At 73.7% G+C, this 22,601-nt stretch carries 20 protein-coding genes and 2 riboswitches; of the genes, 10 read left to right on the forward strand and 10 right to left on the reverse strand.

The features are described from left to right. Window positions 1–66 precede the first annotated feature (66 nt). The 3 genes from AB0O91_RS37345 to AB0O91_RS37355 form a co-directional block, all read right to left on the reverse strand. The gene (locus AB0O91_RS37345) at window positions 67–852 is read right to left on the reverse strand and encodes a YcnI family protein (protein WP_363442928.1); all 786 of its coding nucleotides are present in this window, start codon (window positions 850–852) and stop codon (window positions 67–69) included. A gap of 97 nt (window positions 853–949) precedes the next feature. Beyond that, window positions 950–1,705: a hypothetical protein gene (locus AB0O91_RS37350; protein WP_363442930.1), complete on the reverse strand. Its 756-nt coding sequence runs from the start codon at window positions 1,703–1,705 to the stop codon at window positions 950–952. 88 nt (window positions 1,706–1,793) lie between these two features. After that, entirely contained in the window at window positions 1,794–3,209 is a 1,416-nt protein-coding gene (locus AB0O91_RS37355) for a short-chain fatty acyl-CoA regulator family protein (protein ID WP_363442932.1), read from the reverse strand. 338 nt (window positions 3,210–3,547) lie between these two features. Here AB0O91_RS37355 and aceA point away from each other — a divergent pair, with 338 nt between their 5' ends. Continuing rightward, the gene (gene aceA / locus AB0O91_RS37360; RefSeq protein WP_363442934.1) at window positions 3,548–4,840 is read left to right on the forward strand and encodes an isocitrate lyase; all 1,293 of its coding nucleotides are present in this window, start codon (window positions 3,548–3,550) and stop codon (window positions 4,838–4,840) included. A 214-nt stretch (window positions 4,841–5,054) separates the two neighbouring features. Here the strand turns inward: aceA and AB0O91_RS37365 are convergent, their stop codons facing one another. Then, window positions 5,055–6,269: a transposase gene (locus AB0O91_RS37365; protein ID WP_363442936.1), complete on the reverse strand. Its 1,215-nt coding sequence runs from the start codon at window positions 6,267–6,269 to the stop codon at window positions 5,055–5,057. Window positions 6,270–6,421: 152 nt separating this feature from the next. On the opposite strand from AB0O91_RS37365, the gene aceB reads away from it, so the two are divergent. The 4 genes from aceB (at window position 6,422) to AB0O91_RS37385 (ending at window position 11,223) form a co-directional block, all read left to right on the forward strand. Beyond that, on the forward strand, window positions 6,422–8,032 hold the full coding sequence (aceB, locus tag AB0O91_RS37370) for a malate synthase A (RefSeq protein ID WP_363442938.1): 1,611 nt from the start codon (window positions 6,422–6,424) through the stop codon (window positions 8,030–8,032). A gap of 100 nt (window positions 8,033–8,132) precedes the next feature. Further along, on the forward strand, window positions 8,133–8,999 hold the full coding sequence (locus tag AB0O91_RS37375) for a 3-hydroxybutyryl-CoA dehydrogenase (RefSeq protein ID WP_363442940.1): 867 nt from the start codon (window positions 8,133–8,135) through the stop codon (window positions 8,997–8,999). A gap of 172 nt (window positions 9,000–9,171) precedes the next feature. Next, window positions 9,172–10,272 (forward strand): hypothetical protein, encoded by a 1,101-nt coding sequence (locus AB0O91_RS37380; RefSeq protein WP_363442942.1) that lies wholly within the window; start codon window positions 9,172–9,174, stop codon window positions 10,270–10,272. Between the two features lie 90 nt (window positions 10,273–10,362). Beyond that, complete coding sequence (locus tag AB0O91_RS37385; protein WP_363442944.1) at window positions 10,363–11,223, forward strand: DUF3592 domain-containing protein; 861 nt, start codon at window positions 10,363–10,365, stop codon at window positions 11,221–11,223. Between the two features lie 49 nt (window positions 11,224–11,272). On the opposite strand, the gene AB0O91_RS37390 is transcribed toward AB0O91_RS37385, so the two are convergent. Genes AB0O91_RS37390 through AB0O91_RS37400 form a run of 3 tightly spaced genes read right to left on the reverse strand, consistent with a single transcriptional unit; the run spans window position 11,273 to window position 13,136 of the window. Beyond that, on the reverse strand, window positions 11,273–12,022 hold the full coding sequence (locus AB0O91_RS37390) for a (2Fe-2S)-binding protein (RefSeq protein WP_363442946.1): 750 nt from the start codon (window positions 12,020–12,022) through the stop codon (window positions 11,273–11,275). A 29-nt stretch (window positions 12,023–12,051) separates the two neighbouring features. Then, window positions 12,052–12,921, reverse strand: coding sequence for a CbtA family protein (locus AB0O91_RS37395; RefSeq protein ID WP_363442948.1), 870 nt, complete (start codon window positions 12,919–12,921; stop codon window positions 12,052–12,054). 26 nt (window positions 12,922–12,947) lie between these two features. Further along, window positions 12,948–13,136: a CbtB-domain containing protein gene (locus AB0O91_RS37400; protein ID WP_350518412.1), complete on the reverse strand. Its 189-nt coding sequence runs from the start codon at window positions 13,134–13,136 to the stop codon at window positions 12,948–12,950. A gap of 66 nt (window positions 13,137–13,202) precedes the next feature. Then, a riboswitch (cobalamin riboswitch) is annotated at window positions 13,203–13,326 on the reverse strand. Between the two features lie 172 nt (window positions 13,327–13,498). On the opposite strand from AB0O91_RS37400, the gene cobF reads away from it, so the two are divergent. Then, a complete protein-coding gene (cobF, locus tag AB0O91_RS37405; RefSeq protein WP_363442950.1) occupies window positions 13,499–14,260 on the forward strand; it encodes a precorrin-6A synthase (deacetylating) in 762 nt (253 codons plus the stop codon). On the opposite strand, the gene folP is transcribed toward cobF, so the two are convergent. Continuing rightward, window positions 14,233–15,126, reverse strand: coding sequence for a dihydropteroate synthase (gene folP / locus AB0O91_RS37410; protein ID WP_363442952.1), 894 nt, complete (start codon window positions 15,124–15,126; stop codon window positions 14,233–14,235). The two genes, cobF and folP, sit on opposite strands and share 28 nt — an antisense overlap. Before the next feature lie 122 nt (window positions 15,127–15,248). Here folP and metF point away from each other — a divergent pair, with 122 nt between their 5' ends. Then, entirely contained in the window at window positions 15,249–16,154 is a 906-nt protein-coding gene (metF, locus tag AB0O91_RS37415; RefSeq protein WP_363442954.1) for a methylenetetrahydrofolate reductase [NAD(P)H], read from the forward strand. A gap of 63 nt (window positions 16,155–16,217) precedes the next feature. On the opposite strand, the gene metE is transcribed toward metF, so the two are convergent. Continuing rightward, window positions 16,218–18,533 carry a 5-methyltetrahydropteroyltriglutamate--homocysteine S-methyltransferase gene (gene metE / locus AB0O91_RS37420; RefSeq protein ID WP_363442956.1) on the reverse strand — a complete coding sequence of 772 codons (2,316 nt, stop codon included), beginning with the start codon at window positions 18,531–18,533 and terminating at the stop codon, window positions 16,218–16,220. A 158-nt stretch (window positions 18,534–18,691) separates the two neighbouring features. Continuing rightward, a riboswitch (cobalamin riboswitch) is annotated at window positions 18,692–18,937 on the reverse strand. Window positions 18,938–19,155: 218 nt separating this feature from the next. Here metE and AB0O91_RS37425 point away from each other — a divergent pair. Then, entirely contained in the window at window positions 19,156–20,265 is a 1,110-nt protein-coding gene (locus AB0O91_RS37425) for a HoxN/HupN/NixA family nickel/cobalt transporter (RefSeq protein ID WP_363442958.1), read from the forward strand. A gap of 66 nt (window positions 20,266–20,331) precedes the next feature. On the opposite strand, the gene AB0O91_RS37430 is transcribed toward AB0O91_RS37425, so the two are convergent. Next, the gene (locus AB0O91_RS37430) at window positions 20,332–20,724 is read right to left on the reverse strand and encodes a cupin domain-containing protein (RefSeq protein ID WP_363442960.1); all 393 of its coding nucleotides are present in this window, start codon (window positions 20,722–20,724) and stop codon (window positions 20,332–20,334) included. A gap of 127 nt (window positions 20,725–20,851) precedes the next feature. On the opposite strand from AB0O91_RS37430, the gene AB0O91_RS37435 reads away from it, so the two are divergent. After that, the gene (locus AB0O91_RS37435) at window positions 20,852–21,523 is read left to right on the forward strand and encodes a TetR/AcrR family transcriptional regulator C-terminal domain-containing protein (protein ID WP_363442962.1); all 672 of its coding nucleotides are present in this window, start codon (window positions 20,852–20,854) and stop codon (window positions 21,521–21,523) included. 180 nt (window positions 21,524–21,703) lie between these two features. Further along, window positions 21,704–22,579, forward strand: coding sequence for a universal stress protein (locus AB0O91_RS37440; RefSeq protein WP_363442964.1), 876 nt, complete (start codon window positions 21,704–21,706; stop codon window positions 22,577–22,579). Window positions 22,580–22,601: the final 22 nt, after the last annotated feature.

Below are 22,601 nucleotides of genomic sequence, written 5' to 3' on the forward strand. Positions count from 1 at the left end.
GGGGGTGGGTAGGGGGGACGCCCGGATCGGGAGGACACGCCTCCCGTACCGGCCTTCCGCCGTCCGCTAGGCCGAGGTGCCCGCGTCACCTCCGCGGCCGCGGCGGCCGAGCAGCACGCCCGCCACCGTACCGAGCACGCCGACCACGATGCCCGCGATGCCCAGCCCCCGGGCGGTCGAGTCGCTGCCGCCCGCCGCCGCGGTGGTCGTCGTGGTGGTGGTCGTGGTGGCGCTGCCGCCCTTGGCGGCCGGGGCCGGCTTCACGCCCGCGGTGGCACCGGGTGCCGCGCTCGGGGAGTCCCCGTCGTCGCCGGTCGCCGCGGTCAGGGTGAGCACCGGGGCCGGGTTCTTCGGCTCCGGCTGGCCGGCCTGGGGCTCGTCGATCCAGCGCACCACGTTGCCGTTGCTGTACGTCTGGAGCGCCTTGAAGACGACCTTGTCGGTGCCCTCGGGCAGGGCGCCGAACTCCACGGTGAAGTCCTGGTAGTGCCCGGGGGCGATCTGGCCGCCGGTCCAGACGATCTGCGAGACCACCTCCGTGACGTCGCCGTCGTCGGTGTGGATCGGGGTGGTGAGCTTGGTCGTGGTGATCTTGTCGGTCCAGCCCGGCACCGGCGCGACCAGGGCGGACGGAACCGGGTGGTCGGTCGGGAAGTCGATCTCCACCTTGACCGTGCTGTTGTCGTCGTCCTCGTTCGGCACCCGGAACGCGAAGGTCTGGTCGGTGGTGTCCTTCGGGACGCTGGACGGGTCCACGATGACGTGCGCGGAGGCGGTCGCGGCGGCGGCCAGCACGGTCGCGGCCGCGACGGCGGAGGCGGCGGCGAGGCGGAGCGCGGAGGGGGTCCTCATGGGTCGGCTGTTCTCCAGGGGAGGGCGCACGCGGAACGGACCGCGCGCGGCGGTGATCGGGGGTCGGGAGCGGTCGGCCGTGCCCCGGGGATCCCGGTCAGCCGGCCGCGCGGCACGGCGGGCCCCGCCGGACCACCGCGTACCGCAGCACCCCCGGCCGGGGCCGGCCCGACCGGTCGGCACCGGCCGCCGGAGGCTCCCCGCCCGGGCCCGGCCGGGCGCCGGGTCCCTCCCGCAGCGCCGCGAACAGGGCCGGCAGCGCACGCAGCCGCGCCGCGCGGGCCCGTCCCGCGGCCGCGGCGCTCCGGGCCGCGTGCCGGACCAGCGCCCACACCGCCACCTCGCCCCGGCGCAGCCACCACCCGGCGGCGACGGTCGCGGCCGCGTGCGCCAGCAGCATCGGCGCGCTCAGCCCGCCCCACCCGGCACGGCACCAGAAGCCGAGGTGGACCGAGGCGACGGCGGCGTGCGACATCGCCGCACCGGCGTGCCCGGCCGTCCCCGGCGCCCCAACGGTCATCCCCGGCATCCCGGCCATGCCGCCCCGCGCCGGAGCCGGCCGGGAGGCCCCGGCCAGGTGGAACAGCAGGTGCAGACCGGCCTGACCGCCCGCCAGTCCCCCGGTGATCGCGCGGGCCGAACGCTCCCGCCGCGCACCGAGCACCGCGGCCGCCCCGACCAGCACCCAGCCGGCCAGCAGCGCCCCGAGCGGCGTCCGGTCCCCGGCCGCGAGCCCGTGCCCGGCGGCGGCCAGCGCGACGCAGACCGTCGCGAAGGGCAGGGCCCGCAGCAGGCGAAGGTCGAGGGCGGCGGCGCGCACCGGCGGCGCGGGCTCAACATCCAGGTCGGTCATGGCGGCGCCATCATGGCACCCCGGCGCTACCGCCCCGACGGCCTCTCCGGTTTCTTGGCCATTCCGACACCTCGTTCTCAGCGGGGGCTCAGAAACCCTGGCGATCCGGGTCGGCCCGCACCGCGTACGGGACGAAGGTGCTGGCGTGTTCGTCCACGGCCAGCGGACGGCCGATCGCCGGGGCCGAGCGCTGGGCGCAGGCCGGGCGCTCGCAGACCTTGCAGCCCAGGCCGATCGGGATGGCCGCGGCCTCGTCGCCGAGGTCCAGACCGGTGGAGTAGACCAGTCGGTGGGCGTGCCGGATCTCGCAGCCCAGGCCGATGGCGAAGGTCTTCCCGGGCCGCCCCCACCCGCCGGGCGAGCGGGTGACCGCGCGGGCCGTCCAGAGGTAGCGGCGCCCGTCCGGCATCGCGGCGACCTGGACGTGCACCCGGCCCGGGGCGGCGAAGGCGTCGTAGACGTTCCACAGCGGGCAGGTGCCGCCGGTGCGGGAGAAGTGGAAGGGCGTGGCCGACTGGCGCTTGGAGACGTTCCCGGCCCGGTCGACCCGGACGAAGGAGAACGGTACCCCGCGCAGTCCGGCCCGCTGCAGGGTGCTGAGCCGGTGGCAGACCGTCTCGTAGCCGACGCCGAAGTGGTCGGCGAGGTGCTCGATGTCGTAGCGGGCGGACTCCGCCTCGGCGTGGAAGGCGGCGTACGGCAGCACGAGGGCGGCGGCGAAGTAGTTGGCCAGCCCGATCCGGGTCAGCGAGTGGGCCGCCGTGCCGTCCGCGGCGTCCTGGGCGGCGAGTTCGGAGAGCAGGGCGTCGTGCTCCAGGTAGGCGAGCTGGGTGGCCAGCCGGAAGGCCTGCTGGCCCGGGCGCAGCCGGTCGGACAGCCGCAGGATCCGGGCCTTCGGGTCGTACCGGTGCAGCTGTTCCCCGCCGGAGGCGAGCCGGACGCCGTGCGCGGAGGCCAGCCGCTCGGCCAGCACCGCCCGCACCTCGCCCCGCCGGAGCCCGATGTCGGCCGCCGACTCCTCGGCCGCGGTGTCGAGTTCATGCACGTAGTTCTGGCGGCGGTAGAAGAACTCGCGGACCTCCTCGTGCGGGGTCCGGACCTCGGCGGTGGCCGGTCCGCGCTCCCCCGCGAGGACGGCGAGCCGCTCGGCCTGGGCGCGGCGCCCGCGGCCCAGGTCGGTCAACAGCCGGGCCACGGCGGGCAGTCGGGCGGCCACCTCGTCGAGGTCCCCGGGGGTGATCCGGCCGGCCGCCAGCTCCTCGCCGAGGGCGTCGCGCAGTTCGGCGGTGAGCCGGGCGCTGTCCGGCGGGGCGAAGTACCCGGCCTCGACGCCGAACGCCTCGGTCAGGCGCAGCAGCACGGCGACGGTCAACGGCCTTGCGTCGTGCTCCAGTTGGTTGAGGTAGCTGGGCGAGAGGTCGACCAGTCGGGCCATCGCGGCCTGGCTCAGCCCGCGTTCCTCCCGGAGGCGGCGCAGTCGCGCACCAGCGAAGGCCTTGCCCATCGTCCCGTTCTCCCTTCGCCTGCCCGGTGGCGGGCAGTCTAGCCGGGCCCGCCCCGGACGGACCTTCGCAAGCTTCGCCGATTCGCCGCAGAGGCTTCGCAGAAATTGGCACCGCTCCATCGATGACGCCGACTGGCACTGAGTGCCAGAGTCGTTGCTGCGGCCGGAAGGCGCTCAGGACAGCACCGAAACGGCAGGTCAACTGCCATGAGCTGCTGCCCGGGCGACCACGTCCCGCGGTGTTCCACCGCTGCCCGGCGCCGTCCGGCCGCCCTCTCATCACCCCGGTGAGAGGTGCCTCACACCCTTCGCACAGCATCCCCGGGAGTTGGATCACCATGACCCAGTCCGTTCGGCAGCAGCAGGAGCAGCAGGCGGCGGCGCTGGCCGCCCGGTGGGCGTCCGACCCCCGCTGGGCCGGCATCGAGCGCACCTACACCGCGGCCGACGTCGTCCGCCTGTCCGGCACGGTGCGCGAGGAGCACACCCTGGCCCGGCGCGGCGCGGAGCGGCTGTGGCGCCAACTGCACGAGCAGGACTACATCCACGCGCTCGGCGCGCTCACCGGCGGCCAGGCCGTCCAGATGGTCAAGGCCGGGCTGCAGGCGATCTACCTGTCCGGCTGGCAGGTCGCGGCCGACGCCAACCAGGCCGGTCAGACCTACCCCGACCAGAGCCTCTACCCCGCCAACTCGGTCCCCCAGGTGGTGCGCCGGATCAACAACGCGCTGCTGCGCGCCGACGAGATCGACGCCGTCGAGGGCAACGACGGCCCGGACTGGCTGGTGCCGATCGTGGCCGACGCCGAGGCCGGTTTCGGCGGCCCGCTGAACGCCTTCGAGCTCACCAAGGGCATGATCGCGGCCGGCGCCGCGGGCATCCACTACGAGGACCAGCTCGCCTCCGAGAAGAAGTGCGGCCACCTCGGCGGCAAGGTGCTGGTGCCCACCGCCCAGCACGTCCGCACCCTCAACGCGGCCCGCCTCGCGGCCGACATCGCCGACGTGCCGACCCTGATCGTCGCCCGCACCGACGCGCTCGCCGCCAACCTGCTGACCACCGACGTGGACGAGCGCGACGCCCGGTTCTGCACCGGCGAGCGCACCGCCGAGGGCTTCTACCGGGTCGAGCCCGGCATGGCGCCGGTCATCTCCCGCGGCCTCGCCTTCGCCCCGTACGCCGACCTGATCTGGGTGGAGACCGGCACCCCGGACCTCGCGCAGGCCCGCGAGTTCGCCGAGGCGATCAAGGCCGAGCACCCGGACAAGATGCTCGCCTACAACTGCTCGCCGTCCTTCAACTGGAAGGCCGCGCTGGACGACGACCAGATCGCCAAGTTCCAGCGCGAGCTGGGCGCGATGGGCTACCGCTTCCAGTTCATCACGCTGGCCGGCTTCCACGCGCTCAACCACTCGATGTTCCAGCTGGCCCGCGGCTACGCCGAGCACGGCATGACGGCCTACGTCGACCTCCAGGAGGCCGAGTTCGCGGCCGCCCCGGACGGCTACACCGCCGTCAAGCACCAGCGCGAGGTCGGCACCGGCTACTTCGACCAGGTCTCCACCGCGCTCAACCCGGCGGCCGAGACCCTCGCCCTGACCGGCTCCACCGAGGCCGAGCAGTTCCACTGAGCCAGGCCGTCCGGCGGGTCGAGCGGGCCCGCCGGAACGCGCCACCCCGGGCGGGCCGACACCCACGGAGCAGCTGACTCCGGCTCCGGCCCGCCCACCCGCCCGGCGGTCGCGTTGAGGGACGTGGCCGCCGGGCCCTTCACCAACCCCCCATGCTTCCTGGAGAACCGGTTGACTTCTTCCCCTGCGTGAACGCTGGGGATTCCCCTCAGCCTCACGGCTGAGCCGCTGCGCGTGACGCAACGGTTGGGACTACTTCCTGCTTCACCGACGACCGCCCGCCCGGAGTGCTCCGTTGAGGTCTTACACCGTCTCCACAGGCTGCTGCCGCCAGCCCGGCGGCCAGGATGTTGCGTGCCGCGTTCACGTCCCGGTCATGGGTCACGCCGCAGCCACACGTCCACTCGCGGACGTTGAGGGGCATCTCGTCGCGGATTGTTCCGCACGCCGAGCACAGCTTGGAGCTGGGGAACCACCGGTCAACGGTGATCAGCTCGCGGCCGTACCACTGGGCCTTATACCCCAGCATGGCCCGCAACTCGGTCCACGAAGCGTCCGAGATGGCCCGGGACAGCTTCTTGTTCTTGAGCATGTTGCGGACGGTCAGGTCCTCGATCACGACCGTTTGGTTTTCACGGACGAGTCGAGTGGTGAGCTTGTGCAGGAAGTCCCTGCGCCGGTCGGCGATCCTCGCGTGGACACGGGCGACCCTGCGCCGGGCCTTCTCCCGGTTGGCCGAGCCCTTGGCCTTGCGGGCGAGATCCCGCTGTGCCTTGGCCAGTCGTTCCCGGTCGAGGCGTTCGTGCTTCGGGTTGGTGACCTTCTCCCCGGTGGACAGCGTCACCAGGCTGGTGATCCCGGCGTCGATGCCCACCGCCGCAGGGACGGGCGCGAGCATCGACGGGCGGTCATCACACAACAGGGAAACGGACCACCGTCCAGCCGCGTCCTGCGACACGGTCACCGTGGACGGCGACTGCCCCTCCGGGAGTGGCCGCGACCACACGATGTCCAGCGGCTCCGTCATCTTGGCCAGCGTGAGCCGACCGTCCTGATACCGAAACGCGCTGGTGGTGTACTCGGCCGACCTACGGGACTTCTTCTTCGACTTGAACGTCGGGTACTTCGCCCTCCTGGTCCAGAAGTTGGAGAACGCCCCTTGCAGATGCCGCAAGGCCTGCTGCAACGGGACAGAGGAGACCTCCGAGAGGAACGCCAGTTCCTCGGTCTTCTTCCACTCGGTCAGCATCGCCGAGGTGGCGTTGTAGTTCACTCGCTCCTGACGCATCGTCCACGCCTCGGAACGGGCGGCCAGCGCCTTGTTGTACACGAGCCGCACACACCCGAACGTGCGCGACAGCTCAGTCGCCTGCGCATCCGTCGGGTAGAAGCGGAACTTGAAAGCCCGCCTCACATGGGTGCTCGCCATTCTCACAAAGTAGCGAGACCCGATGTAAAGACCAAATCTGCGGTTCAGAGCACTGCAATCCGCCCTGCGGCGAATCGCAGCCGCTTGCCCTGCTCCGCAGGAGTTCCGTTTCCTCCCCCGGCTAAAGCCGGGGGCATCCACGGAGGTATCTGATGAGCCAGCCCCATCGCGTCGAGGTCCTCGGAGAACCCGAGGACCGCTTCGAGGAGATCCTGACCCCCGAGGCCCTCGCCTTCCTCGCCCGGCTGCACGACGGGTTCGCCGCCCGACGCACCGAGCTGCTCACCGAACGGGACCGCCGCCGGGCCGAGTTGGCGGCCGGCGGCACCCTGGACTTCCTCGCCGGCACCCGCGCCGTGCGGGAGGACGCCGACTGGCGGGTGGCCGGCGCCGGGCCCGGCCTGCACGACCGCCGAGTGGAGATCACCGGCCCGCCCGAGCGCCGGATGGCCGTCAACGCGCTCAACTCCGGCGCCAAGGTGTGGCTCGCGGACTTCGAGGACGCCACCTCCCCCACCTGGCACAACCTGATCGGCGGCCAGCTCAACCTGGTCGACGCGATCGAGCGCCGGATCGACGACACCACCCCCGAGGGCAAGCGCTACCGGGTCGGCGGCACCCCCGCCACCATCGTGGTCCGCCCGCGCGGCTGGCACCTCGACGAGGCGCACCTGCTGGTCGACGGCCGCCCCGCGGTCGGCGCGCTGGTCGACTTCGGCCTCTACCTCTTCCACTGCGGCCGCCGCCAGATCGAGCTCGGCAGCGGCCCGTACTTCTACCTCCCGAAGCTGGAGAACCACCTCGAGGCCCGGCTGTGGAACGAGGTGTTCACCTTCGCCCAGGCCGAGTTGGGCATCCCGTACGGCACGATCCGGGCGACCGTGCTGATCGAGACCATCACCGCGGCCTTCGAGATGGACGAGATCCTCTACGAACTCCGGGACCACGCCGCCGGGTTGAACGCGGGCCGGTGGGACTACCTGTTCAGCCTGATCAAGAACTTCGCCCAGCACGGCCCGCGCTACGTCCTGCCGGACCGCGCCACCCTCACCATGACCCAGCCCTTCATGCGCGCCTACACCGAGCTGCTGGTGCGCACCTGCCACCGGCGCGGCGCCCACGCCATCGGCGGGATGGCCGCGGCCATCCCGCAGCGGGACGCGGAGGCCAACGCGGTCGCCCTCACCAAGGTCCGGGCCGACAAGGAGCGGGAGGCCGGGGACGGCTTCGACGGCTCCTGGGTCGCCCACCCCGGCCTGGTGGCGACCTGCCGCACCGCCTTCGACGCGGTCCTCGACGACCGCCCGAACCAGCTCGACCGCACCCGCGAGGACGTCGAGGTCACCGCCGACGACCTGCTGGGCGTGCACCGGCTGTCCGTCGGCCTGCCCACCGACCAGGGGCTGCGCGCCAACGTCGCCGTCGCGCTGCGCTACCTCACCGCCTGGCTCGGCGGCTCCGGCGCGGTCGCCGTCTTCGGCCTGATGGAGGACGTCGCCACCGCCGAGATCGCCCGCTGCCAGATCTGGCAGTGGCAGCACCACTGCACCCGGCTGACCGGCGGTTCGCTCGCCACCGCCGACCTGGTGCGGCGGCTGATCGACCGGGAGCGGGCCACCCTGCTCGCCGAGGGCGTCGAGCCCGACCTGCTCGACAACGCCGTCCGGATCCTCCAGGAGACCTCGCTCGGCGCGGAACTGCCCGCCTTCCTCACCACCGAGGCGTACGCCCGCCACCTGGTCCGCATCCGCGCCGCGGCCTGAACCCCCGCACAGCGACCGACCGCGCGGCGACCGACCGCGCAGTGACCACCCGGCGGGTGGCCGCCCGCACCGCGGCCACCCGCCCAGTACGGAGGCAGTCATGAACGAGATCCGACGGGTCGCCGTCGTCGGCGCCGGACAGATGGGCTCGGGCATCGCCGAGGTCTTCGCCCGGGCCGGCCTGGACACCATCGTGTGCGAGAAGGACCAGAGCGCGCTCCGGGCCGCCCGCGGCCGGATCGACCGCTCCCTGCACCGTGCCGTCGACCGCGGCCGGATCGACCCGGGCGAGCGCGAGGACACCTGGGCGCACCTGCTGTTCGCCGACGACCTGGAGGCGCTCGCCGACCGCCAGTTGGTGGTCGAGGCCGTCGTCGAGGACGAGGCGGTCAAGGACGACGTGCTCTCCACCCTGGACAAGGTGCTCGTCGCCGACGACGCGGTGCTCGCCACCAACACCTCCGCGATCCCCGTCACCCGCCTGGGCATCGCGACCGACCGCGCCTCCCACGTGCTCGGGCTGCACTTCTTCAACCCGGCCCCGGTGATGCCCCTGGTGGAACTGGTGTCCTCGCTGCACACCGACCCGGCGGTGCTGGAGCGGGTGGAGGGCTTCGCCCGGAACACCCTGGGCAAGCACGTCGTCCGCTCCCGGGACCGGGCCGGCTTCGTGGTCAACGCCCTGCTGGTGCCCTACCTGCTGTCCGCGATCCGGATGGCCGAGGCCGGGCACGCCACCGCCGCGGACATCGACGCGGGCATGGTGCACGGCTGCGCCCACCCGATGGGGCCGCTGCAACTCGCCGACCTGATCGGCCTGGACACCGTGGAGGCCATCGCCCGCTCCCTGTACGACGAGTACAAGGAGCCGCTCTACGCCCCGCCGCCGCTGCTCTCCCGGATGGTCGAGGCCGGCCTGCTGGGCCGCAAGACCGGTCAGGGCTTCCACCCCCACCGGACGCCCTGACCCACCCGAGCCCGCCGGTGCCCCGGCCTCCGTCGCGGAGGGCCGGGGCACCGGCGTTCCCCCTCGGGGTCGCGGGCCCGCGCGGCTCCGCCGGCCGCGCGTCGAAGTCCGGGACAGGAGAAGGCTCCTGAGGTCTGGCGGTCGACCCCCCGGAACCAGCAGAATCGCTCGTGTGACGACCACCACGGGTGTGCCGCCCGCCACGCACAACACTCCCCTCGCCTGTGCCAAGGGCCTCCTCACCGGGGGCGTGGTCGGGACGTCGCTGGCCGCGCTCGTCGTGGGCGGGATCCTCGACCACCCGCCCCTGCTCGTCACCGGGGTGGTGGCGCCCCCCGTCTACGCCCTGCTGGTGTTCCTCGCCGGTGCGCCGAGGCGTGCCCGGGAGGCGGCGGTCGTGCTCCGCACGGCGCTCGCGACGATCGACAGCCGGGAGGCCGTCGGGGGCGAGTCGAGCGAGGTGCCGGTGCGGTTCGAGCTCACCGTCGTCCCGGACGACGAGTCGCCGTACCGGGTGGGGATCACCCAGGACATCAACCTCGTGGACCTGCCGGACTACCGGCCGCGCGGCGTCGTGGTGGTCCAGTACCCGCCGGACCGGCCGTGGCGGGTGCGCATCGTCAAGCGGCCGACGCCGGAGTGGGCGGAACGGGCGGCGTCGGCCCGCCCCGACGCGGTACCGGAGTCGGCGGCGCCCAAGGTGGTCGAGCCCCCGGAGGGCTGTGCCTTCGGCCTCTTCCTGCTCCTCGGCCTGCTGGCGGGCGCTGCGGCGGTGGTCCTGCTCTTCCGCGCGGAGCTCTTCGACGGGGACGGCACCGCGCAGCCGTCGTCGACCGGGCAGCCGTCCGTCTCCGTCACGTCGTCGACCGCGGTCGTCTCGTCGGCGCTCGGATCGGTCTCCCTGGGGCCGGGCCGGTCGTTCCTCGACCAGGGCGAGCTGGACCGGGCCCTCGGCACGCTCACCCAGGACGGGGACACCCGCCGGGCGCTCACCGTCGTCGTGCAGGAGCGCCTGTTGTCGGTCTTCTACGCGCCCGTCGGCACGCCGGCTTCGGGGCTCGACCCCCGCGAACTGCCCTACGCCCGGTTCCCCGCCCTGGTCGAGGAGGCCACCACCACCCTCGGCGTCCAGGCCCCGCGGACCTGGCAGGTCATCGCCGAAGGCCTCACCGGCTCCCCCGTCATCAGGGTCGTGGTGACCGGGTCCGACGGCACGGCGTCGCTGGAGGCGGACCGACAGGGCCGGGTGGTACGGCGCTCGCCCGCACGGTGAACCGCCCCGGGAGCGCACGGTTCGGCACGACGGGGGCACGGCAGGGGGTGTGGTCGGTGGCCGCCCCCGGAGCAGCAGGAGGAGAGTCGGATGGGATGGCACGGATACCTCGTGCTGTGGTGCGGTGTGTTCGTCGCGCTGGCGCTGGTCGGGTACGGGCGGTCGCTCGCCGGGGCGACCCGGGCGCAGCGGACGGTCCGGGCGCAGGGGCGGATCGAGCGGGTGGACGAGCCCCGGCACGGGAGCTCCCCGAGCGACGGGATCTCCGTGGTCGTCTCCTTCCGGGACCCGTCCACCGGGCAGGAGTTCACCGTCACCAACGACGGTGAGCACGGCGAGCGGATCAGCGTGGCCTGGACGGGCCGGGAGATCGGGGTCCACTACCCGCCCGGCCGCCCCCAGGCCTTCCAGTTCGTCAACCACCCCACCGAGGGCGAGCGCGGACTCGGCTGGCCGACCTTCGCGCTCTTCCTCGCCTACGCCGGTCCGGTCGTCGCCGTCGCGATCGACCGGGGCTGGCCGTGGGCCCTGCTGGGCTTCTGCGGGCCCTGGGCGCTCTCCGGGCTGTACCACCTGCCCGGGAACATCCGCGACCGGAAGGGCCGTCTCGCCCGGCTGGCCGGCATGGCGGCCGTGCCCGGCCGGGTGATCGCCGTGCTCCGGAGCGCCACCGTCGACGAGGACGGGTACACCACCACCCAGGTGGTACCGGTGGTCGCCTTCACCACCCTCGACGGCAGGTCCGTCACGGCCTACTGCGAGTCCGGGCTGGCGGACCCGACCCGGTCGCGGGGCCGGGACGTCACCGTCCACTACGCCCCCGACGACCCGGCGGTCTTCGTCCCGGACGTCGAGGCCGGACGCCGCTCCTGGCACTGGGACATGGCCGTCAACATCGTGGGCGTCCTGGTCATCGCGGCGGCCGCCGTGGTGGGAGCGGTCGCGCTGTGACCCGGGGGCCGGGGCCGTCCGGGCCGGGCACCGGCTCCTGCGGGCACCGTCAGGACCGCGGCGCGGCGCCCCGGACGCCCGGCGGTGCGCTGAGGACGCAGTCCCCGCACAGCCCGCCGGCCCGGTCCGGGGCGGCCCGGTAGATCAGGCAGCAGCTGCGCCGACGGAAGCGGGTGCCGTCCGCGGCCACCGTGCCGGCCCCGCGCAGCGGCGGCCGGTCCAGCAGGAGGGCAGCCAACTGCCGCGCCCGTCCGGCGAGTTGCGGAGCGCTGCGGACCACGGCCGCGGCCGCGCCGTTGACCGCCGAGGCCACGTTGCCCCAGCCGATCCGGGGCGGGACGCCGAACGCGGCGAAGGCCTCGGTCAGTTCCCGGACCGCGCCGTCCAGCACCTCCGCCGCGAACCGCTCGGCGAGTTCGGCCGGATCGGCGAGCGGGACGGCCGCCCGGGCCGGCAGCGACAGCGGGAACAGCCCGCCGGGGGTCGGCTGCCACCGGGCCTCCCGCAGGCCGTAGCCGAACAGCGCCCCGTCCAGCACGGCGACGCCGAACGCGGGCGAGAGCACCCGGGCGGCCAGGCCCAGGTGGGTCACCGAGGCCGCCACCCGCCGTTCGACCGCCTCGGGCGGCTGCCCTCCGGCGGCGGCGAGGTGGCCCCGGGCGCCGGCCACCCGCTCCGCCGACGCCGCCGGCCGGTCGAGCAGTTCGGCCATCGACCGCCAGGGCGCGACCGGTCCGTCGGTGCCGTGGGTCTCGAACGCGAAGAACGGCCCGAGGGCCGCGACGCGCTGCGGCGTCACGGCCCTCGGGGGCGTCGGGGAGGTCGGCGTCATGCCGCGCCGACCGGCTCGGGTCCGGCCTCGGCCGGGGCGGTGGCCTCGGCGCGGCTCCTGAGCAGGCGCTCGGCCATCGGCCCGAAGAGCAGGCCCAGCGTGCCCCACAGCAGCAGCTGCGCGGCCACCGAGTAGAAGCGGAACTCGAACAGGGTGTCCGCCGGGAAGCCCGGGTAGACGATGGCGCCCTTGTCGTCGGTCAACGGCAGCGGGGTCTCCGTCGCGTGGTGACCGAACTGCTGGACGTTGTCGGCGAGTTCACCGAGCGGGGGGAGCACCGCCATGACGATGCCGATCGCCACGGCGAAGGCGCCGGCCGCCAGCAGGGTGGCGTTCCAGTTCCCGAACCGGGCCTGGAGGCGCTTGCCGAGCCAGACCGCCAGGACGAGGAACACGATCGAGCAGACGACCATGCCCAGGTACAGGTTGCCGCGGTCCCGGATGGTCTCCGGGTGCCCGATGGCCGGCGGGTTGGCGGGGTACTTGATGAACGGGACGAAGTACAGGCCGAGGAAGCCGCCGAGCGCCACCAGCATCGCCAGGGTGCGCGGGCGGAGCCGGCCGGTGCGGCCCAGGCAGACGGTGTAGGCGATCGCGAACAGCGCGCCCATCGCCGTGCCGAACAGGATCATGCCGACGCCGATGCCGACGTTGGCCTGGACGGTGCGGCTGAAGATGTCCGGTCCGCCCATGTCCATCGGCAGTCCGGCGGCCTTGTCCAGCAGTCCCTGCGCGTCGTCGCGTCCGCTCTCGTACTCGATCGCCGCGTTGATCTGCGGCTCCGCGAAGATCCGGGCGAAGACGAAGGCGAGCAGGCCGGCCACTGCGCCGGCGAGGACGCCGCGCAGGATGAGTCTCTTCTCCATGTCGGGTGGTTCGCTGCTTCCGGTCGTCAGTGGCAGGGGAAGCCGAGGAAGTGCCGCGAGTCGTGGACGAACTCGTGGATGTGCATGTCCTTGCCGAACACGGAGTAGGCGCCCTGGTCGACGCCGATGAAGTAGTAGACGGCCAGCGCGATGAGAGCGGTGACGACGAGCCAGGCGACCGCCTTGGACGCCGGCACCACGACCGGGACGGGCAGGGCGGAGGGCCCGGGCATACTGGTGCTCACAGTTGAGCCTCCTTCGGGGATCGTGCGTCCCGTTCTCGTTGGGGCGGACGTGATGGCGTCGTATCTGACTCACGGGCCGCCCGGAGGAGGGCCCGCTCACAGTGGCGCGACCGTGCCGGAGTCCCACCGGCTTCCTTACGCCATCACTACGTCCGGTAGGTTAGGCCCGCCCCGGGGGGCCGTCAATCGCCCCGATCCGCCCGGGAGCCCAGCGTGCGGAAGGTCACGTCCCCGTCGCCGGACCGGTCCACGCCGTGCGCGCGGGCCCCGGACGCCGCAGGTCAGGGCGGTCCGCGGACGATCCGCCCGGCGGCATCCGGCAGAATCGCGGTATGCGGCAGATCATCGTCATCGGCATCGGTGCGGGCGACCCGGACCACCTCACCCTCCAAGCGGTCAAGGCCTTCGCCCGCACCGACGTCTTCCTCCTCCTCGACAAGAACCAGCAGCGCCAGGACCTGATGCACCTGCGCCGCCGGATGATCGAGGAGCACGGCCGGCCCGGCCACCGGGTGGTCGAGGTGCCGGACGCCGAGCGCGACCGCACCACCCCCGCCTACACCGAGGCGGTCCACGACTGGCGGCGCCGCCGGGCCGAGCTGGTCGGCCGGCTGGTCGCCGAGCACCTGGGCCCGGACGAGACCGGCGCGCTGCTGGTCTGGGGCGACCCGAGCCTCTACGACAGCGTGACCGCCGTCCTGGACGAGGTGCTGGCCACCGAGCCGGACGCCTTCGCGTACCGGGTCGTGCCCGGGATCAGCAGCGTCTCGGTGCTCGCCGCCCAGCACCGCACCACCCTCACCCGGGTCGGCCGACCGGTGCGGATCACCACCGCCCGCCGGCTGGCCGCCGAGGGCTTCGGCCCGGGCAGCGAGGACGCGGTGGTGATGCTGGACGGGCAGGCGGCCCTCACCGGCCTCGACCCCGAGGGCGTGCACGTGCACTACGGCGCCTACCTGGGCGGCCCGGACGAGATCCTGGTCTCCGGCCCGCTCGCCGAGGCCGCCCCGGAGATCGCCCGGCTGCGCGGGGAGGCCCGCGAGCGCAAGGGCTGGATCATGGACACCTACCTGCTGCGCCGTACCGAGGACTGACCGGCGGGCGACCGGGACGCGCGCAGGGCCGCCTCCAGCCGTACCGCGTCCGCGGTCGCCCGCACCTCGTGGACCCGCACCGCCCACGCCCCCTGGGCGGCGGCCAGCACGGCCGCCGCCGCGGTGGCGTCGTCCCGTTCCCGCGCCGGTCGCGGCTCGCCGGTGGCCGGGTCGGCCAGCAGGTCGCCGAGGAAGCGCTTGCGGGACGGGGCGACCAGCAGCGGGCGGTCCAGCACGGCCCAGGCGTCCAGGGCGGCGAGCAGCGCCAGGTCGTCCCCGCGCCCCTTGGCGAAGCCGAGGCCGGGGTCGACGATCAGCTGGGAGGGGTCGACCCCGGCGGACACCACGGCGTCCACCTGCCGCCCCACCTCGGCGACCACCTCCGCCACCACGTCCCGGTACCCGGCCAGCCGGTCCATCTCCGCGGACTGGCCCCGCCAGTGCATCACGACGAACGGCACCCCGGCCCGGGCGACCGCCTTGGCCATCCGGTCGTCGGCCCGCCCGCCGCTGACGTCGTTGACGATCCGGGCCCCGGCGTCCACCGCGGCCTCCGCCACCTCGGCCCGCATCGTGTCGATGCTCACCGCCACCCCCTGCCGGGCCAGTCCGCGCACCACCGGCAGCACCCGGGCGAGCTCCTCCTCGACCGGCACCCGCCGCGCGCCGGGCCGGGTCGACTCCCCACCCACGTCCACCAGGTCGGCGCCCTGGGCGACCAGCCCGAGCCCGTGCTCCACGGCCCGGCCGGGATCGAGCCAGCACCCCCCGTCCGAGAACGAGTCCGGGGTGACGTTGAGAATTCCCAGCACCGCGCACCGGCCCCAGTCGGGCAGGCCGGGGAGCGCGTACGAATGTCTTTCCATGCTCCTATTGTGCGGCCTCCGAGCGACTCCCCGAACCGCCCCGGATATCCTTTCCGGACATTCCCGTATCACACTGTGGACTTCCGCCGACACCATTCCGGCCGAGCGGCTACTGTCCTGCCATGACACTCGGGACACCCTCCACGCGCACCGACCGGGCGGCCACCGTCCGCGATCTCCTTGCCACCGGAAAGCGGTCCTACTCGTTCGAATTCATGCCACCCCGGAGCGCCGCGGCGGAGGCCGGACTGTGGAATGCGATCCGCCGGCTGGAGGCCCTCTCCCCCACCTTCGTCTCGGTGACCTACGGCGCCGGCGGCTCCACCCGGGAGCGGACGGTGAACATCACCGGCCGCATCGCCCAGGAGACGACGCTCACCCCGACCGCCCACCTGACCGCCGTCGACCACAGCGTCGCCGAGCTCCGGAACATCCTCGGCCACTACGCCGACCAGGGCGTGCGCAACATCCTGGCGCTGCGCGGCGACCCGCCGGGCGACCCGCTGGGCGAGTGGACCCGCCACCCGGAGGGGGTGGAGTACGCCGCCGACCTGGTGCGGCTGATCAAGGAGTCCGGGGACTTCTGCGTCGGCGTGGCCGCGTTCCCGGAAATGCACCCGAGGTCCGCGGACTGGGATTCGGAAATCCGCCACTTCCTCACGAAGTGGCGCGCCGGGGCCGACTACGCGATCACCCAGATGTTCTTCGAGGTGGACAGCTACCTCCGATTCCGGGACCGCCTGGCGAGCGCCGGCTGTGACATTCCGGTAATTCCGGAAATCATGCCGGTGACCACGATCCGGTCGCTCCGGCGCATCCCCACGCTGAGCACCGCGAACATTCCGGCGGAATTCTCCGCGCGCATGTCCGCCCACCAGGACGACCCGGCCGCGGTCCGGGCGATCGGCATCGAGCAGGCCACCGGAATGTGCCGTCGGCTGCTGGCCGAAGGCGCCCCCGGGCTGCACTTCATGACCATGAACTTCTCCACCGTCACCACCGAGATCCACCAGCAGCTCGGCCTGTAGCCGACCGGCGGACCGGACGGGGCGGGCGCGGCCGAACGGCCCGCGCCCGCCCCGTCCGCACGCTCAGCCGGCCAGTTCGGCCCGCAGGTGACGGGCCGCGCCGACCAGGCTGTCCAGCGAGGCGCGGGTCTCGGTCCAGCCGCGGGTCTTCAGGCCGCAGTCCGGGTTGACCCAGAGCCGCTCGGCCGGGATCGCCGCCAGGCCCGCGCGCAGCAGGGTGACGGCCTCCTCGGTGCTCGGGACGCGCGGGGAGTGGATGTCCCACACACCCGGGCCGACCTCGCGCGGGTAGCCGGCCCCGGCGAGCTCACCGGCGACCTCCATGTGCGAACGGGTCGCCTCCAGCGAGATGACGTCCGCGTCGAGCTCGTCGATCGCGGTCATGATCGCGCCGAACTCGGCGTAGCACATGTGGGTGTGGATCTGGGTGTCCGCCCGGACGCCGGAGGTGGCGAGCCGGAAGGACTCGGTGGCCCAGTCCAGGTAGGCCGGGCGGGCGTCGGCCCGCAGCGGCAGGGTCTCGCGCAGGGCCGGCTCGTCGACCTGGACGACGGCGGCACCGGCCTCCTCCAGGTCGGTGACCTCGTCGCGCAGGGCGAGGGCGACCTGCCGGGCGGTCTCGCCGAGCGGCTGGTCGTCGCGGACGAAGGACCAGGCGAGCATGGTGACCGGGCCGGTGAGCATGCCCTTGACCGGACGGTCGGTGAGGCTCTGGGCGTAGCGGAACCAGTCCACGGTCATCGGGTGCGGGCGGGAGATGTCCCCGGCGAGCACCGGCGGCCGCACGTAGCGGGTGCCGTAGGACTGCACCCAGCCGTGCCGGGTGGCCAGGTAGCCGGTGAGCTGCTCGGCGAAGTACTGGACCATGTCGTTGCGCTCGGGCTCGCCGTGCACCAGGACGTCCAGACCGGCCTTCTCCTGGAAGGCGATCACCTCGCGGACCTCGGCCTCGATCCGCTCCCGGTAGCCGGCCTGGTCGATCCGGCCGGCCGTCAGGTCGGCGCGGGCGACCCGCAGCTCGGTGGTCTGCGGGAAGGACCCGATGGTGGTGGTCGGCAGCAGCGGCAGGCCGAGCCGGGCGCGCTGGGCCTCGGCCCGCTGCGGGTAGGCCTGGGCGCGGCGGGCGTCGGCCTCGGTGACGGCGGCGGTGCGGGCGCGCACCGCCGGGTCGTGGGTGATCGGCGAGTTGGCGCGCGAGGCCAGGTCGGCGCGGTTGGCGGCGAGTTCGGCGGTGACCGCGCCGGTGCCCTCCCGCAGGCCGCGGGCCAGCAGGGCGGTCTCGACGGCCTTCTGCTGGGCGAAGGCGAGCCAGCGGGCGATCTGCGGGTCGATGTCGCGCTCGGCGGCGGCGTCGATCGGCACGTGCAGCAGGGAGCAGGACGGGGCGACGTCGACCCGGTCGGCCAGGCCGAGCAGGGTCGCCAGGGTGGCCAGCGACTTCTCCAGGTCGTTGATCCAGATGTTGCGGCCGTCGACCACGCCCGCGACCAGTCGCTTGCCGGGCAGGCCCCCGGCCGCGGCCAGGTCGTCCAGGTTGCCCGCGGCCGGGCCGGTGAAGTCCAGCGCCAGGCCCTCGACGGGGGCCTTGGCGAGCACCGGCAGGGCGTCGCCCAGGCGGTCGAAGTAGCTCGCCACCAGCAGCTTGGGCCGGTCGGTGAGGGCGCCGAGCTCGCGGTAGACGCGGGCGGCGGCGTTCAGTTCGGCCGGGGTGCGGTCCTGCACCAGGGCGGGTTCGTCCAGCTGCACCCACTCGGCGCCGGCGGCCTTGAGCGCGGCCAGCAGCTCGGCGTAGACCGGCAGCAGCCGGTCCAGCAGGGTGATCGGCTGGAAGTCCTCGGCCACCCCGGGGGCGGGCTTGGCGAGCAGCAGGTAGGTGACCGGGCCGACCAGCACCGGCCGGGCGGTGTGGCCGAGCGCGAGCGCCTCGCGCAGCTCGCCGACCGGCTTGGCCGGGTTCGCCGCGAAGGCGGTGTCCGGGCCCAACTCCGGGACGAGGTAGTGGTAGTTGGTGTCGAACCACTTGGTCATCTCGAGCGGCGCGACATCCTGGTTGCCGCGGGCCATCGCGAAGTAGCCGTCCAGCGGGTCGGCGTCGACGGCGTCCCGGTGCCGGGCCGGGATCGCCCCGACGGCCACCGAGGCGTCCAACACGTGGTCGTAGAACGAGAAGTCGCCGGTCGGTACCTCGCCGATGCCCGCCTCGACGAGCGCGGCCCAGTTCTCCCTGCGCAGTTCGGCGGCGGTCTGCTGGAGCGACTCGGCCGTGACCGCGCCCTTCCAGTAGCCCTCGATCGCCTTCTTCAGTTCCCGGTTACGACCCTGGCGGGGGTAACCGTAAGCGGTGGCCACGGTCGCCGCGGCTGCGGACTTCGCTGTCAAGGGACTCTCCTTCGCGAGCCTGATTCCTCATGGTCCCGGGGACGGCACGGGGGCGCGAAGGGATGACGTACCGCACGGACGACCGTGCACGGGCACGGCTCCGCCTGGTATGTACGCCGACCCGCCCTCGAGGTCACCGGATGGCCGCGCGCGAACTCGGTCGCGCACGGACAGCGGGCAGGTCTTCGGACTCGCGGGCACGACCGACCTCCGTGGAGACGAAGGGCGGACACCTAGTGGCCGTCGCTTCCCAGACCCGTCCCGGGTCCAGTGCGTATGACGGCGGTCGTTCCCGCTCACCGCTGCGGGGCAGTCCCGGACTGGCCGTGTGAAAGGCGTCACCGGGTTCCCTCTTACGACGCCCCGTCTGGCGGACGGGGCGAACCAGCTGTACGGGCAAGCCTAGAGGCAATCTCCTGGAGCCGGGCCAGTGAATCACTCGATCGTCCGCATGGTGAGACGACGTCAGCGCGGCGGCGCTTCGCCCCCGAAGTCCCGGTTTTGCCTTATTGCAACCTCTTCGCAGCTGCAAACGCTTGTCGACCGAACGAGCGAGCCCCTACGGTGTTCCCCGCGTTCCCCGGGGGGCGCCCCCATCGAGGAACCGGAAAGGCCCGCACGCATGACCCTCACCGAAGAACCCCCGTCGTCCTCCCTGCCGCTGCCGCCCCGTTGGCAGCGCGGGGACACCGTCCGCACCGCCGCCCTGCTCGGCGTGATCGTCGCCATGCACGTGGTCGCCTTCGGCATGCTGTTCCTGCTGGTCGCGCCGAACCACTACACCATCGGCACCCAGACCTTCGGCGTCGGGCTCGGCATCACCGCCTACACCCTCGGCATGCGGCACGCCTTCGACGCCGACCACATCGCCGCGATCGACAACACCACCCGCAAGCTGATGGCCGACGGCCAGCGGCCGGTGTCGGTCGGCTTCTGGTTCGCGCTCGGCCACTCCACCATCGTCATGGCGATGGCCGCCCTGGTCGCCGGCGGCGCCCAGATCGTCGGCACCCTGGTGGACGACCAGTCCGCCACCCACCAGTGGCTGGGCGTCATCGGCACCAGCGTCTCCGGCACCTTCCTCTACCTGATCGCCGCGCTCAACCTGTTCGCACTGGCCGGCATCTACCGGGTGTACAAGGCCATGCGGGCCGGGCAGTACGACGAGAAGCAGTTGGAGAAGCACCTCGACGAGCGCGGCTTCATGAACCGCATCCTCGGCAGGCTCACCAAGTCCATCCGCCGCCCCGGCCAGATGTACCCGGTCGGAGTGCTGTTCGGCCTCGGCTTCGACACCGCCACCGAGGTCGCCCTGATGGCCATGGCCGGTTCCGGCGCCGCCTCCGGCCTGCCCTGGTACGCCATCATCTGCCTGCCGCTGCTGTTCGCCTGCGGCATGAGCCTGTTCGACACCCTCGACGGCACCTTCATGAACTTCGCCTACCACTGGGCGTTCTCCAACCCGGTCCGCAAGGTCTACTACAACCTCACCATCACCGGCCTCTCCATCGCGGTCGCCTTCGTCATCGGCACCATCGAGCTGGTCAGCGTGCTGCACGAGAAGCTCGACCTGACCGACCCGGTCACCGGCTGGATCTCCGACATCAGCCTGGACAACGTCGGCTACCTGCTGGTCGCCATGTTCGTGGTGGTCTGGGCCTGCGCCCTGGCCTACTGGCGCTTCAGCAACGTCGAGCGGCGCTGGGCCGCCCGGGTCGACGCCCAGGACTGACCCACGCGCAGGCACGGCGAACGGGCCCGGCGGACTTCCTGTCCGCCGGGCCCGCGGCGTTCCCGGTCAGCGCCGCTCCAGCCGGGTCCCGCTGCGCAGGGTGATCGACATCAGGTCGCTGGGGCCGTCGAGTTCCAGCCGGTGCCAGCGGCCGCGCGGGACGACCACGGCGTTGCCCGCCCCCAGCCGGACCGTCTCCTCCTCGGCGCCGTCCTCGACCGGCCGGAAGAACACCCGGACACCGCCGGCCAGGCAGCACACCGCCTCGTCCGCCTCCGGGTGCATCTCCCAGTGGTCGGCGTGGACGTCGGCGTCGGTCTCCACGTGGAAGGTCGCCAGGTGCCAGGTGCCGGGGTCGCCGTCGACCGTCCGGCGCCCGGCGGCCCGGACCCCGCCGTCGGTCCGGATGTGCAGCGCCGCGGCGAACAGGTCGACGGCGGCGATCGGGGTGGTGGTCATGAGCGGGTTCCTTCCGGTCGGGATGCGGTGCGGGGTCCCCCGAGGCAGTTTCTATACGCGTAAGGAAACTACCTCCGGAGGCTCACCGCTGTCGAGCCGCCCGTACCCGGCGGGGCATGATGAGCGCATGCAGCAGCCCTCCCCCGCCCCCCGCAGGGCCCCCGGCCGGCCTCCCCGCATCTCCCGGGAGGAGGTCGTCGGGACGGCCCGGCGGATCGTGGCCGAGGAGGGCGTCGGGAAACTGACGATGCGCCGCCTGGCCACCGACATCGGCAGTACGCCGATGGCGCTCTACCACCACGTCCGCAACAAGGAGGAGCTGCTCGTCCTGCTGCTGGACGACTACGCCGCCCGCACCCTCCGGCCCGTCGAGCTGCCCGCCGACCCGCGCGAACGGGTCCTCGCCGCGGCCGCCGCGATCCACGACGCGCTCGCCGCCTGCCCCTGGATCGTCGAAGTGCTGGCCGCCGACGACCTGTTCTCCACCCACGCGCTCTGGTTCGTCGAGCGGATCGTCGACGGGCTGGTCGACTGCGGCCTGACCCCGGAGCGCGCCGTCCAGGGCTACCGGGCGATCTGGTACTACACCGCCGGGGAGATCGTGGTCCGCACGACCGCCGCCCGGCGCCGGGCCGACGACGACCGCCCGACCTACCGGGAGCAGGTCTTCACCGGCCTCGACCCGGCCCGGCACCCCCGCCTCGCCCAGGTCGCCGACCACTGGGAGGACCTCACCGCCCGGGACACCTACCGCGACGGGCTGCGCGCCCTGGTCGCCGGCCTGCTCGCCGCGGGCTGAACCGCCCCCGGCCGGACGCCCGGGCCCGCACGCCCGACCGGCCCCGCCGACGACGGGCCGCCACCGGCGCCCCGGGAGGCGCCGACCCCGGCCACCGCCGATACTGGGGCGGCGACCCGAGGCGAGCCCGGCGGCCGGTAGCGGCCGCGGCCCGGCGCCGCCGAACCCGAGGAGCGTGCCGTGACCGGACCCTCCGTACCCGAATCAGCCACCGGCCCCGTCGTGGTCGGCTTCGACGGCTCCCCCGAGAGCCTGACCGCCACCGAGTGGGCCGCCCACGAGGCACGGCGCCGCGGCGTCCCGCTGGAAGTGCTGGAGGCCCGGCCGGCGCACGGGCGGGACGCGGCCGTCAGCGACCAGGCCCACCAGCGGGCCCTGGCCCACCTCGCCGAGCGCGAGTCCGCGCTGCGCGTCCTGGCGCCCGAGGTCCCGGTCTCCTCCACCCCGGTGTCCGCCGACCCGGTCGAGGCCCTGGAGGCCGCCTCGCAGCACGCCGCCCTGCTGGTGCTCGGCTCGCGCGGACTGGGCGCCCTGCGCGGCTTCCTGGTCGGGTCGGTCAGCCAGGAGGTGCTGCGCCGCTCCGCCTGCCCGGTGGTGCTGGTCCGCGCCCGGGAGGACGAACCGGCCGGCCCGGTCACCGTCGGCATCGACCTGGCCCACCCCACCGACCACGTGCTGGGCTTCGCCTTCCGGGCCGCCGCCCTGCGCGCGGCCCCGCTGCGCGTCGTCCACGTCTGGTCCCCGCCGGCCGGCAGCGAGTACATGGCCTTCGACGCCATCGGCGGGCTGGAGGGCGAGCTGGCCGGCGTCGAGTGGAACGGCCTCGCCGAGACCCTGGACCCCTGGCGGACCCGCTACCCGGACGTCGGGGTGAGCGCCGACCTGGTGCGCGGCAAGCCCACCGTCGACCTCGTCGACGCGGCCTCGGCCGCCTCCCTCCTCGTCATCGGCCGCCGGCTGCGCCACCTGCCGCTGCGCCACCACCACCTGGGCCCGGTCGCCCACGCCGCGATCCACCACGTGCACTGCCCGGTCGCCGTCGTCCCCTACGGCTGACGGGCCCGGGCCCCGCGGGCGC

The sequence above is a fragment of the Kitasatospora sp. NPDC089797 genome (assembly GCF_040684795.1).
In the GTDB taxonomy this organism is placed as follows: domain Bacteria; phylum Actinomycetota; class Actinomycetes; order Streptomycetales; family Streptomycetaceae; genus Kitasatospora.

What these genes read in the sequence shown, in the direction of transcription:
- AB0O91_RS37345 (WP_363442928.1), bottom strand. Translation starts at nt 852, where the DNA reads ATGAGGACCCCCTCCGCGCTCCGCCTCGCCGCCGCCTCCGCCGTCGCG.
- AB0O91_RS37350 (WP_363442930.1), bottom strand. Translation starts at nt 1,705, where the DNA reads ATGACCGACCTGGATGTTGAGCCCGCGCCGCCGGTGCGCGCCGCCGCC.
- AB0O91_RS37355 (WP_363442932.1), bottom strand. Translation starts at nt 3,209, where the DNA reads ATGGGCAAGGCCTTCGCTGGTGCGCGACTGCGCCGCCTCCGGGAGGAA.
- aceA (WP_363442934.1), top strand. Translation starts at nt 3,548, where the DNA reads ATGACCCAGTCCGTTCGGCAGCAGCAGGAGCAGCAGGCGGCGGCGCTG.
- AB0O91_RS37365 (WP_363442936.1), bottom strand. Translation starts at nt 6,269, where the DNA reads ATGGCGAGCACCCATGTGAGGCGGGCTTTCAAGTTCCGCTTCTACCCG.
- aceB (WP_363442938.1), top strand. Translation starts at nt 6,422, where the DNA reads ATGAGCCAGCCCCATCGCGTCGAGGTCCTCGGAGAACCCGAGGACCGC.
- AB0O91_RS37375 (WP_363442940.1), top strand. Translation starts at nt 8,133, where the DNA reads ATGAACGAGATCCGACGGGTCGCCGTCGTCGGCGCCGGACAGATGGGC.
- AB0O91_RS37385 (WP_363442944.1), top strand. Translation starts at nt 10,363, where the DNA reads ATGGGATGGCACGGATACCTCGTGCTGTGGTGCGGTGTGTTCGTCGCG.
- AB0O91_RS37395 (WP_363442948.1), bottom strand. Translation starts at nt 12,921, where the DNA reads ATGGAGAAGAGACTCATCCTGCGCGGCGTCCTCGCCGGCGCAGTGGCC.
- cobF (WP_363442950.1), top strand. Translation starts at nt 13,499, where the DNA reads ATGCGGCAGATCATCGTCATCGGCATCGGTGCGGGCGACCCGGACCAC.
- folP (WP_363442952.1), bottom strand. Translation starts at nt 15,126, where the DNA reads ATGGAAAGACATTCGTACGCGCTCCCCGGCCTGCCCGACTGGGGCCGG.
- metF (WP_363442954.1), top strand. Translation starts at nt 15,249, where the DNA reads ATGACACTCGGGACACCCTCCACGCGCACCGACCGGGCGGCCACCGTC.
- AB0O91_RS37425 (WP_363442958.1), top strand. Translation starts at nt 19,156, where the DNA reads ATGACCCTCACCGAAGAACCCCCGTCGTCCTCCCTGCCGCTGCCGCCC.
- AB0O91_RS37430 (WP_363442960.1), bottom strand. Translation starts at nt 20,724, where the DNA reads ATGACCACCACCCCGATCGCCGCCGTCGACCTGTTCGCCGCGGCGCTG.
- AB0O91_RS37435 (WP_363442962.1), top strand. Translation starts at nt 20,852, where the DNA reads ATGCAGCAGCCCTCCCCCGCCCCCCGCAGGGCCCCCGGCCGGCCTCCC.